Raw genomic sequence first — 12634 nt, 5'->3', positions numbered from 1 at the left:
GGGATAATGCAATTTCAAGGAGTGAAAACATGATTGATTTTGGGAAAGTCGCAACAGCGATGGTAACGCCTTTTGATCATAAAGGAAATATCGATTTTGAAAAAACAACGCAGCTTATTAATTATTTAATCAGCAACGGTTCGGATGCATTGGTTATTGCAGGAACAACGGGTGAATCTCCTACGCTTTCAACAGAAGAAAAGCTGGCGCTGTTCCGCCACTCGGTAAAAGTAGTAGATGGCCGTGTACCAGTTATTGCAGGTACAGGAAGCAACAATACGTATGCATCAATTGAGTTAACAAAAAAAGCAGAAGAAATCGGCGTAGATGCGATTATGATTGTAGCACCTTATTACAACAAGCCAAATCAGGAAGGTCTGTACCAGCACTTTAAAACAATTGCTGAAAGTACAGAGCTTCCTGTCATGTTATACAATATTCCAGGGCGATCTGTGATCAATATGTCTGTTGAGACAATTGTACGCCTAGCTGAACTGCCGAACGTTGTAGCGTTAAAAGATGCAAGCGGAGACCTTGACGCAATGACGGCAATTATCGCACAAACAAGCGATGATTTTGCTTTATACAGCGGTGACGATGGTTTAACACTGCCGGTATTAGCAATTGGAGGAACTGGTATTATTTCTGTTGCCTCTCATGTTATTGGAAATGAAATGCAAGAGATGGTTAAGTTGTATGAGTCAGGAAATCCAAAAGAAGCAGCAAAAATTCATCAGCGTATTGTACCTGTTATGAAATCTCTTTTTGCGGCTCCAAGCCCAACGCCTGTTAAAACAGCTTTACAGCTAAAAGGGTTAGACGTAGGATCCGTGCGATTACCTTTAGTTCCGTTAACGGAAGAAGAACGTCAAACATTAGTCAGCACATTAAATACGCTATAAGCTATAAGTATGTTTTTTAAACGTCTCTTCATTGACCGTATATACGAGTCGATGAAGAGACGTTTTTTTCTTATAAGATAATAGAAGAGCAGATGACGGAAATAGACGAATGAAATTTCTTGTATTCCAATTCTTACTTCAGTTATAATGTAAGCAAATGAAATTGTACGGGTGAAAGTAAGTAGGAGGAACTTATGGTACTAGAAAAGACAGAAAATATTAAAATTTCAGCCTTGGGTGGAGTCGGAGAACTTGGAAAAAACATGTATGTGGTGGAAATCAATGAAAACATATATGTGTTAGATGCAGGGTCAAAGTTTCCGGGAGGGGAAATGTTGGGAATTGATATTGTCATTCCTGACATTACATATTTAGTAGAAAATCAGCACAACGTAAAAGGCATATTTGTTACTCATGGACACGAAGAGCAAATTGGGGCTATTCCTTTTATACTTCAAAAATTGGACGTGCCGGTATATGGTACAGAATTAACGCTAGCACTTATCAAAGAAAAGTTAAAAGAGTATGGAATTAAAAAATATGAAGCTTTACATCCTATCACTTCGTCAACGGTTTTATCGTTTGAAGGAGTGGATATTTCATTTTTTAGAACGCAGCACAGCATACAAGATTCAGTCGGCATTTGTTTACAAACAAACCAAGGTGCGATTGTATATACAGGTGATTTTAAATTTGATCAAAATTCAGTCAGCATTCAAAGCGCTGATATTGGAAAAATGGCTGCCATTGGGGAAAAAGGCGTCCTGTGTTTGCTTTCAGACAGTACAAATGCGGATAAGCCAGGCTATACAGTTTCCGAAGCCGTTATCGGACAAAATATTACCGACGCTTTTTATAAAAGCAAAGGTCGAATCATTGTTGCTGCATACAGTTCCAATCTGCACCGCATTCAGCAAATCATTCATGCCGCATATCAGCACGGCCGTAACCTGATCGTTATGGAAAAAAGTATGCTGAAAATCATTGATATTGCAGCAAAACTTGGACATTTGCAGCTGCCAGAGGATTTAATTGTTCCTGTGCAGAAGCTAAAAGATCTGCCAGAACAAAACACGGTTATTTTAACAACAGGCCATCACGGAGAACCAATTTCAGGTCTTACTCGAATGGCTAAACAGTCCCATAAATTTATTCAAATCAAACAGGACGATACGGTCCTGCTGGCTGCTACACCTGTGGCGGGGCACGAAACGACCTTTTCAAAAACAATTGACGTTATCTATCGTTTGGGAGCAAGCGTAGTGTTTGCACAGAAAAAAGTGCAGGCTTCCGGACACGGAAGTCAAGAAGAATTAAAATTTATGATTAACTTAACAAAGCCGAAATATGTTATGCCTGTGAATGGAGAGTATCGAAAACAAAAAGCTTATGCAAAGCTGGCCGGTCAATTAGGAATATCAGAAGATCATATTTGTTTGCTTGAAAAAGGTGAGCGAATTGAATTTAAAGATGCTCGCATGTACCCTAGCGGTTCTATTCAAGCGGGAAATACGCTCATTGATGGGCTAGGTGTCGGTGATATTGGAAATATCGTTCTGAGAGATCGCAGGCTGCTGTCACAGGACGGAATCTTAACGGTAGTAGTTACGATTAATAAACGCCAAAAAACGGTAGTAGCGGGGCCAGAAATCATCTCTCGCGGATTCGTCTATGTAAGAGAATCAGAAAAGCTTTTAGAAGAAGCAACGAAGATTGTTCAGCAAATTTTAGAAAAGTGTATGGAAGACAAAGTGATCGAGTGGTCTTCATTAAAATTAAAAATGAGAGAAAGTTTAAATCAATTTTTATATGAAAAAACCCGTCGTAAACCGATGATTTTACCGATTATCATGGAAATCTAATGTGAAGCCTTCCCCTTGGGAAGGCTTTTTATTTGCAGGTGATGCGGATGTAATAACTATGAGAAGTTCATACTACTACTATCAATAAGTGAAAGGAGCTAGAATATGTTTGAAAATAACGAAAGATTACATTCTGATGAAGCGCCTCAGCAGCCTAATAAAAATGAAGAAGGCAAGGGCGGAATATTAGATAAAATTCAACAATTAGGACAGACCAATGTGGCTCAGCTTCCTCAGGATTCTAATATTCACTGTTTAACGATTGTAGGACAAATCGAAGGGCACATGCAGCTGCCTCCTCAAAACAAAACGACAAAATATGAGCATGTCATCCCGCAAATTGTGGCGATCGAACAAAATCCAAAAATTGAAGGGTTGCTTATTATCTTGAATACAGTAGGTGGAGATGTAGAAGCGGGTCTTGCAATTGCTGAAATGATTGCTTCATTATCCAAGCCTTCTGTGTCCATTGTGTTAGGAGGCGGACATTCAATCGGTGTTCCAATTGCGGTTTCAACTGATTATTCGTATATTGCCGGTACAGCGACCATGACCATTCATCCTATTCGCTTAACAGGTCTTGTTATTGGTGTACCGCAAACATTTGAATACTTAGATAAAATGCAAGAGCGCGTGATTAACTTTGTGAGAGAACACTCTCATATTTCAGAAGAAAAGTTTAAAGAGCTTATGTTTTCAAAAGGAAACTTAACGCGTGATATCGGGACAAATGTAGTTGGCGGAGATGCTGTTTCATACGGGTTAATTAACGAAGTAGGCGGAGTTGCTCAAGCGATCAAAAAATTGAATGAACTGATTGAGCAAGGACGTCAGAACGAGGAGCAGCTGCTGCAATGATTTTGTATACAATGATGCCTCAAGAACTGATCTTTCAGCAGTCTTATCATCAAGAACAATCTCAGCCAAAGCTTATTAACCATAATGGAATCCCGGTTATTGTTGAAGAAAATGAACAAAAGCAACAGCAAATTGTGAGGATTTTAAGCACGAATCCTCAAGATTATTTGAACGAAAATTATTATCCTGGTCAAATTTTGTCGTAAGGATTTCAGTATAATTATGGTGAATATGGTATAATGAATATGACGAAGAAGGCAGCCGCTGTATTGGCTGCTTTTTTATTCAACTGATAAAAGAAACAAAATCAACATAGGGTGTTGGACGTTGATTGGAGTGGAAAAATGGCAAAGAAAAAACGAAGAGGTCAAATAAAAAAGGATGAATGGAAACGCATATTGCGCTTTGAGCTTATTGGCTTATTTTTATTAGCGTTAACGTTAATTGCCATGGCAGGACTCGGTGCTGTAGGACAGGCTCTTGTACTAGTGGTCCGCTTATTTATTGGCGAATGGTATATGCTGTGTTTAATTGGAATGGTTATTTTATCTGTTTATATTATTTGGAAAAGAGAAATGCCTCCTTTAGTGACGCGGCAGCTTATCGGTACATATCTCATTATTTTATCTATTTTACTGTTTAGTCACGTGACGTTATTTGAAAATTTATCGAAAAACGGAACGTTTACAGATCCATCTGTCATTATGAATACGTGGGATTTGTATATGCTCGAAGCAACGGGCCAATCGAATCACAGTGATTTAGGTGGAGGGATGATAGGAGCTATTATGTTTGCCATGTTCTACTATCTGTTTGATAGCTTAGGAACAGAACTTATCGCTGCCTTGCTTATTGTGATTGGGGTATTGCTTATTACCGGACGTTCGCTTCACGAAACGGTATTAAAACTTCTATCACCTCTAGTGAATTTTTTAACAACGGAGTTAAAAGAAGGCTGGCAAGATATTCAGACGTGGAAACATAAGAAGAAAAAAGCTCCTAAAACAACAAAAAAGAGACGTCAAGAAAAATCTGTGCAAGAACCTGAAGAAAGCATGGACATAGAAGTAGAAGCACCTTCGCCTCCAATTATTGAACACTTTGACTACGGAGAGGAAGAGTCTAGTCAATCTCCTGCTGCTCCTATAGCTCCGGTGCAGCCGGTTATGGAATCGAAGCCTGTAGCTGCTGCACCGCAACAGCCAAGGCCGCAAAAGGAACAGGAAGAAGAAAAAGCTCCTATGATTACATTTACTGAAACAGAAAATAAAGAGTATGAGCTTCCTCCTATCAAGCTATTAACGATGCCAAAGAAAAGCAACCAGGCAAAAGAGCATAAAAACATTTATAAAAATGCCGAAAAACTTGAAAAAACGTTTCAAAGTTTCGGCGTAAAAGCAAAAGTGGCAAAAGTTCACCTTGGACCAGCTGTTACAAAATATGAAGTATATCCTGATGTAGGAGTAAAAGTAAGTAAGATTGTTAATTTAAGTGATGATCTAGCACTTGCATTAGCTGCCAAAGATATTCGGATTGAAGCTCCAATTCCCGGGAAATCAGCGGTAGGAATTGAAGTGCCGAACGAAGAAGTAGCGATGGTTTCACTTAGAGAAGTACTTGAAGCAACTGAAAATAACCGACCGGATAAAAAGCTATTAGTTGGTTTAGGAAGAGATATTTCAGGCGAAGCTGTGCTAGCAGAGCTTAATAAAATGCCTCATATGCTTGTAGCAGGGGCAACAGGAAGCGGAAAAAGTGTGTGTATCAACGGTATTATTATCAGTATTTTAATGAGAACCAAGCCTCATGAAGTAAAATTAATGATGATTGACCCTAAAATGGTCGAGCTGAATATGTACAATGGCATTCCGCATTTATTAGCTCCTGTTGTAACGGATCCGAAAAAAGCTTCTCAAGCATTAAAGAAAGTTGTAAGTGAAATGGAGCGACGTTACGAGCTGTTTTCACACAGCGGAACGAGAAACATTGAAGGATATAACGATTTAGTAAAACGTATGAATGATGATGGAGACGCCGATGCAAAACAGCCGACTCTTCCTTATATTGTGGTGATTGTCGATGAGTTGGCTGACTTGATGATGGTTGCGTCATCTGACGTCGAAGATTCGATCACACGTCTTGCTCAAATGGCTCGTGCTGCCGGCATTCATTTGATTATTGCTACACAGCGACCATCCGTAGATGTCATTACCGGGGTTATTAAAGCAAACATTCCTTCCCGAATCGCTTTTAGTGTATCTTCACAAACTGACTCTCGGACGATCTTAGATATGGGAGGAGCTGAGAAGCTTCTAGGAAGAGGAGATATGCTGTTCATGCCTGTTGGAGCTTCAAAACCTGTGCGTGTGCAAGGTGCCTTTTTATCAGATGAAGAAGTAGAAGAGATTGTTGATTTTGTAATTGCACAGCAAAAAGCGCAGTATCAAGAAGAAATGATTCCAACCGATGCTCCTGAACAAGTTGATGATTTTGCAGATGAGCTATATGACGAAGCTGTACAGCTTGTAGCAGAAATGCAAACAGCTTCTGTTTCTATGCTGCAGCGACGCTTTCGAATTGGCTATAACCGGGCTGCACGCTTAATCGATGCGATGGAAGAGCGTGGAGTGGTGGGACCTTATGAAGGAAGTAAGCCGCGTTCGGTGCTGATTTCTCAGCAAAACGAGGATGTTGGATCTTAATAATGTTACTAGAAAAAATGAGGCTAGGACAAAAATATTGTAGCCCAAGTGAAAAACGAACCATTAATCAAAATGTTTGATTAATGGTTCGTTTTTTTTTGTTATGGTGAACATAGGTTTCATCTGTGTCGTTCCTTCTAGCAGTGGATTGAAGGGCAAGGCGAAGACTCCTGCGGGAAAAGCGCAAGCGACGAGGAGGCTCATCGCCCGCCGAAACCGGAGTCTTGCACGGAAATCAACTGCGGTGTCACAACCTGTTCAGTTCATGTATGCCAGTTGTTCATCTTTAGATTGATTCATTTCGTTATGTCTCAATCTCATTTTTTATGGAAGAAGGGACGGTAAGAATAGTATTATACAAAAATATGTCATGCTAAATAAATGAAATAAAAACGAATATTAAAAAATTTAATGACTAAAATGTTTGGTTTTTATCTAATATTAGAAGAAAAGCAGGTTGTTAGGTATGCTGACATTAAAAAATAACAAAAATTCATTTTTTTAAAAAAATATTAAAAATTTTAACAAAAAATTAATATAACCTATTTATTTATCTGTCGAAAAATGATATATTATTTTCGATTAAGTAGTCGAACATCAGAGGTCTGATGACTTTTTAATATGGAGGAAGAGTGATGTCTATACGTGCGGATAATCGGCACTTGTATTTACAAGTGATCGATGAAATTAAACAAAATATCGAAAAAGGAATTTTTAAAGAAAAGGAAAGACTCCCTTCAGAGTTTGATTTATCAAAGCAGTTAGGGGTTAGCCGCGCAACGTTACGTGAGGCACTTCGCATATTAGAAGAAGAGAATATTATTGTTCGCAGACACGGTGTGGGAACATTTGTCAACACGAAGCCTACTTTTTTATCAGGGATTGAGCAATTAAATAGTATAACACATATGATTGAACAAGCAGGTATGAAGGCAGGAACAATCTTTTTATCTTCTCAAATACAAGAGTTGTCTGAAAATGATTTAACACGTTTTGCTTGCGGGGAAAACGAACAGATTTTATTTGTTGAACGGGTAAGAACAGCAAACGGAGAGCCGGTTGTATATTGCATGGACAAGGTTCCTCAAAAAATATTGCCTGAAAATTTTGAATATAAACAAGAGTCACTGCTAGAAATTCTTGAAAAGCAAGCAGGGAAGCATATTTCATATGCTGTAGCAAACATTGAGCCTCTAGGCTATCATGAAAAAGTTTCTCCTATTTTACAATGCGAGCCTGAAACTGCTTTGCTTGTACTAAAACAAATGCATTATGACCAGTATGATGAACCTATTTTATATTCCATCAATTATTTTAAGGCTGATCAATTTAGTTTCCAAGTACTGCGTAAACGCGTCTAGTTTTTTTGTGGTTAAATGTCAGAAAATTTACAACTGTTTAACATTGTCCTTTTAAGGAGGTGTCAAATGTAGGTCACAAGGACGAAATAGAAAATTGGCTTTATACTTTTAAAACTATTCAGGGGGTTAAAACATGTTAAAACGTAAAACGGGACTTGCATTATCACTAGTATTAGCGGCAGGAACACTTTTAAGCGCGTGTGGCTCAGATGACGCAGGTAAGAGCGGTGGAGATAAAAAAGCGGCGGATTTTAAAGTGGGAATGGTAACAGATACGGGCGGGGTAGATGATAAATCGTTTAACCAATCAGCTTGGGAAGGTCTGACAAAGTTTGGGAAAGACAACGGACTTGATGAAGGGACTGGATATAAGTATTTGCAGTCTACAAAAGCGTCTGAATACGAGAGCAATCTTTCTAAATTTGCTGAGAGTGGCTACAACTTGACGTATGGAATTGGCTTTTTGTTAAAAGAAGATATTAAAAAAGCAGCAAAGCAGTATCCAGATGCTAACTTTGCATTAGTAGACGATACGCTAAAGTCAGAGAACTTAGATAACGTGGCAAGCATTCTATTTAAAGAAGAGCAAGGCTCTTTCTTAGTAGGTGTAGTGGCAGCTAAACAAACGAAAACGAACAAAATCGGCTTTATCGGAGGCGTTGAATCTCCATTAATCAAGAAGTTTGAAAACGGATTTAAAGCAGGTGTTAAATCTGTAAACCCAGATGCTGAAGTTATCTCTCAATACGCAGAAAGTTTTAACTCTCCAGAAAAAGGTTCAGCTATTGCTTCTACCATTTACAGCAAAGGCGCCGATATTATTTATCAAGCGGCAGGCGGTACTGGAAACGGCGTATTTACAGAAGCTAAGAACCGTTCAAAAGGCGGTAAGGACAAAAAGGTTTGGGTAATTGGAGTTGACCGCGATCAGCATGAAGAAGGTATGCCTGAAAACGTAACGTTAACTTCGATGGTTAAACGCGTTGACTTGGCTGTAGAAGATGTTGCAAAAAAAGCAATGGACGACAAATTCCCAGGTGGTAAAGAAGTTGTGTTTGGCTTAAAAGAAGACGGAGTAGGAATTGCTCCATCACAAGATAATGTAAGCAAAGATGCGTTAAAAGCAGTTGATGAGTATAAGCAAAAAATTCTAGACGGTGACATTACAGTGCCTCAAACGGATAAAGAATTTAAAGAATTTGAAAAAACGCTAAAAAAATAAGCTGATATCTGTTAAGCAATGATTATATGAGTATAAAAGGCTAGTGAAAACTAGCCTTTTTCATAGCCAAAAAACGGAAGACAGAATCCTGTAGCAGGCAGGAATAGGGAGTGAAAGCAGTGGAATATGTTATTGAAATGCTAGATATTCGCAAAGAGTTTCCCGGTATTGTCGCTAATGACAATATTACACTCCAAGTGAAAAAGGGAGAAATTCATGCTTTGTTAGGAGAAAATGGTGCAGGTAAGTCAACGCTGATGAACGTTTTATTTGGACTTTATCAGCCTGAAAAAGGGCAGATTCGTGTAAACGGCCAAGAAGTTAAAATCACAGACCCTAATGTAGCGAACGAATTAGGGATTGGGATGGTTCATCAGCATTTTATGCTCGTTCAAAACTTTACAGTAACAGAAAATATTATTCTTGGGAACGAACCGACGCGAACGGGGAAAATTAATATTAAAAAAGCCGCTCAAGATATTCAAGAACTTTCGAATCAATATGGATTATCGGTAGATCCATCTGCAAAGATTCAAGATATCTCGGTTGGCATGCAGCAGCGAGTGGAAATTTTAAAGACGCTTTACAGAGGAGCCGACATTCTTATCTTTGATGAACCTACTGCTGCTTTAACACCTCAGGAAATTACGGAATTAATTCAAATTATGAAAAAGTTAATTCAAGAAGGAAAGTCGATTATTTTAATTACGCATAAATTAAAAGAAATTATGTCAGTGTGCGACCGCTGCACAATTATTCGAAAAGGTGTGGGGGTTGGCACGGTAAATGTAAAAGAGACGAACCCGGATGAACTTGCTGCTTTAATGGTAGGAAGAGAAGTTCACTTTAAAACTGAAAAGAAAACAGCGACTCCAAAAGAAGCTGTGTTAACAATAAAAGAATTAGTAGTAGAAGACAGCCGAGGAGTAGGGGCTGTAAGTTCACTTAATCTAAGCGTTCGAGCTGGCGAAATTGTAGGCATCGCGGGTGTAGATGGAAATGGTCAAACAGAGCTGATTGAGGCAATTACGGGTCTGAGAAAAATAAAGTCGGGCTCGATCACATTAAAAAATCAAGAATTGTCTACGTTATCCACTCGTAAAATTACGGAGTCTGGAGTAGGACATATTCCGCAGGATCGCCATAAGCACGGACTTGTATTAGATTATACAATTGGTGAAAATATCGGTCTTCAAACGTATTATCAAAAGCCGATGTCTAAATCAGGTATTTTGAATTATAAAGAGCTGTATAAAAAAGCAAAAGAACTAATTGCAGAATATGATGTGCGAACGCCTAGTGAATATACGCAAGCGCGATCGCTATCGGGCGGAAATCAGCAAAAAGCCATTATTGCCCGTGAAGTAGACCGCAGTCCAGAACTATTAATTGCAGCTCAGCCAACGAGGGGGCTGGACGTAGGAGCCATTGAATTTATTCATAAGAAACTGATCGAAGAACGAGATAAAGGACGGGCAGTGCTGCTCGTTTCGCTAGAACTAGATGAAGTGATGAATCTAAGCGATCGCATTGCGGTTATTTATGAAGGGAAAATAGTCGACGTTGTAGATCCAAAAGAAACCAATGAACAAGAGTTAGGATTATTAATGGCAGGCGGTACGCGTGAGAAAGCGGGTGGAACAGCATGAATAAACTTGTAAAAAATGAACGTGTAATGATGATTTTGATCCCTGTTGTATCGGCCATATTAGGACTCATTGCCGGAGCGGTTATTATGCTACTAGGCGGCTATGATCCAATGCTTGGCTATCAATCTCTTTTTGACGGGATGTTTGGAACGCCAAAAGCCATTGGAGAAACGATTCGTGCCATGACGCCTCTTGCTCTGGCCGGTATCGCGGTTGCGTTTGCTTATAAAACCGGTCTCTTTAATATCGGAGTAGAAGGACAGCTTTTAGTTGGCTGGTTGGCGTCAGTATGGGTTGGGTATGCGTTTGATTTACCAGCAGTCATTCATATTCCTTTAGCTGTATTAGCAGCAGCAGCAGCTGGAGCAGTTTGGGCGTTTATTCCAGGATTTTTAAAAGCTAAATTTCATGTTCATGAAGTAATTGTTTCCATTATGATGAACTATATTGCTCTTTATACAACGAGCAGCTTAATCCGTACGTATTTATATGCGGGTAATGAAAAATCGTATGACATTAAAGAATCGGCATCTTTAGCATCCAGCTTTTTAGCACAGTTAACCAATAACTCTCGCCTTCATTACGGCATTCTTATTACCATCGCTGCAGCCGTCGTGATGTGGTTTATTTTGAATAAAACAGCTAAGGGCTTCGAGCTAAGAGCTGTTGGTTTTAATCAACATGCTTCACAGTATGCAGGAATGAATGTAGGGCGAAACATTGTGTTATCCATGGCGATTTCAGGCGCTTTTGCTGGGCTTGCGGGGGCGATGGAAGGGCTTGGAACATTTCAGTATATGGGCACATTCACTGCGTTTACAGGTACGGGGTTTGACGGTATCGCCGTAGCCCTTTTAGGAGCTAACAGCGCAATTGGAATTTTATTAGCATCATTCTTTTTCGGAGGACTGCAAACTGCGGCTCCTCAAATGAACTTTATGACAGGCGTACCGTCTGAATTAATTCAAATTGTCATTGCGCTTATTATCTTTTTTGTTGCATCTAGTTATTTAATTCGCTGGGTGCTTGGCCGTGCAGGCAAGGGGGGAGCAAAATGAACTTCTTAGAGGTGTTAGCCATTATTATTCCAGCGGCGCTTTATTCAGCTGCACCGCTTATCTTTACCGCGCTCGGAGGGATATTTAGTGAACGTTCCGGGGTCGTGAACATCGGATTAGAAGGGCTGATGATGTTTGGCGCGTTCACAGGTATTGTTTCAACCCTTTTACTTCAGGATTCATTAGGTGCTTGGGCCCCGTGGGTGGCAATAGTAATAGCGGCTTTTGTTTGCGCTGTTTTCTCGCTCATTCATGCTGTTGCAAGTATTACATTAAAAGCAGATCAAACGGTAAGTGGTGTAGCGCTGAATTTTCTAGCTGCGGGTCTTTCAATCTTTTTAATCAAAAAGATTTTTGGGAAAGGACAAACAGATTTTATTCAATTCCGTATCGATAAAGTAAGTATTCCAGGTCTATCAGACATTCCAGTAATCGGTAAAATTCTGTTTTCGAATGTACCTATTACGTCTTATATTGCCATTGCGCTAGCTTTTGCTGTATGGTACATCATTTATAAAACACCGTTTGGTCTTCGTCTTCGTTCAGTTGGTGAACACCCAATGGCAGCAGACACGATGGGGATCAAAGTTGTGAGAATGCGTTACGTTGGCGTTATGATTTCCGGCATGTTCGCTGGAATCGGCGGAGCGGTGTATGCTACGTCTATCGCTACAAACTTTGCAGCGGGAACAATTGCTGGACAAGGGTTCCTTGCTATTGCAGCCATGATTTTCGGGAAGTGGCATCCTATTGGTGCTTTAGGTGCAGCCATGTTTTTCGGATTAGCACAGTCTTTGAGTATCACGGGGGCTCAGATTCCAGTTATTCAAGATATTCCATCCGTCCTTTTAACCATTGCACCGTACGTATTAACAATCTTAGCACTTACTGGTTTTGTAGGACGTGCTGAGGCTCCTAAAGCGCTAGGCGTTCCTTATGAAAAAGGCCGCCGCTAATAAATCCTCTATACGAGGTCTAACAATGACTAAAGTTGGATAAATATAGAAGGTGGAGACAAAG

10 protein-coding genes are annotated in these 12634 nt (G+C 39.6%); all 10 read left to right on the top strand.

What is annotated here, in order from left to right; translation table 11 throughout:
- Positions 1-29: 29 nt before the first annotated feature.
- The gene (gene dapA, locus U9R83_RS20615; protein ID WP_014458477.1) at positions 30-902 is read left to right on the top strand and encodes a 4-hydroxy-tetrahydrodipicolinate synthase; all 873 of its coding nucleotides are present in this window, start codon (positions 30-32) and stop codon (positions 900-902) included.
- A gap of 194 nt (positions 903-1096) precedes the next feature.
- A complete protein-coding gene (locus tag U9R83_RS20610; RefSeq protein WP_014458478.1) occupies positions 1097-2764 on the top strand; it encodes a ribonuclease J in 1668 nt (555 codons plus the stop codon).
- 105 nt (positions 2765-2869) lie between these two features.
- Positions 2870-3622, top strand: a complete 753-nt coding sequence (locus tag U9R83_RS20605) for a ClpP family protease (RefSeq protein WP_014458479.1) — start codon at positions 2870-2872, stop codon at positions 3620-3622.
- Positions 3619-3828, top strand: coding sequence for a YlzJ-like family protein (locus U9R83_RS20600; RefSeq protein WP_013058819.1), 210 nt, complete (start codon positions 3619-3621; stop codon positions 3826-3828). Before U9R83_RS20605 ends, U9R83_RS20600 begins: the two co-directional genes overlap by 4 nt.
- Before the next feature lie 138 nt (positions 3829-3966).
- A complete protein-coding gene (locus U9R83_RS20595) occupies positions 3967-6324 on the top strand; it encodes an FtsK/SpoIIIE family DNA translocase (RefSeq protein ID WP_182420400.1) in 2358 nt (785 codons plus the stop codon).
- 635 nt (positions 6325-6959) lie between these two features.
- Positions 6960-7685, top strand: coding sequence for a GntR family transcriptional regulator (locus U9R83_RS20590; protein ID WP_042991928.1), 726 nt, complete (start codon positions 6960-6962; stop codon positions 7683-7685).
- Between the two features lie 133 nt (positions 7686-7818).
- Complete coding sequence (locus tag U9R83_RS20585; protein ID WP_013058816.1) at positions 7819-8907, top strand: BMP family lipoprotein; 1089 nt, start codon at positions 7819-7821, stop codon at positions 8905-8907.
- 119 nt (positions 8908-9026) lie between these two features.
- Positions 9027-10556: an ABC transporter ATP-binding protein gene (locus U9R83_RS20580; protein ID WP_042991929.1), complete on the top strand. Its 1530-nt coding sequence runs from the start codon at positions 9027-9029 to the stop codon at positions 10554-10556.
- Positions 10553-11614 carry an ABC transporter permease gene (locus tag U9R83_RS20575; RefSeq protein ID WP_014458483.1) on the top strand — a complete coding sequence of 354 codons (1062 nt, stop codon included), beginning with the start codon at positions 10553-10555 and terminating at the stop codon, positions 11612-11614. Before U9R83_RS20580 ends, U9R83_RS20575 begins: the two co-directional genes overlap by 4 nt.
- Entirely contained in the window at positions 11611-12570 is a 960-nt protein-coding gene (locus tag U9R83_RS20570; RefSeq protein WP_042991931.1) for an ABC transporter permease, read from the top strand. Before U9R83_RS20575 ends, U9R83_RS20570 begins: the two co-directional genes overlap by 4 nt.
- Positions 12571-12634: the final 64 nt, after the last annotated feature.

It is taken from the genome of Priestia sp. LL-8 (assembly GCF_036227845.1).
GTDB lineage: Bacteria > Bacillota > Bacilli > Bacillales > Bacillaceae_H > Priestia > Priestia zanthoxyli.
This window is presented reverse-complemented; position numbering and strand designations above follow the sequence as displayed.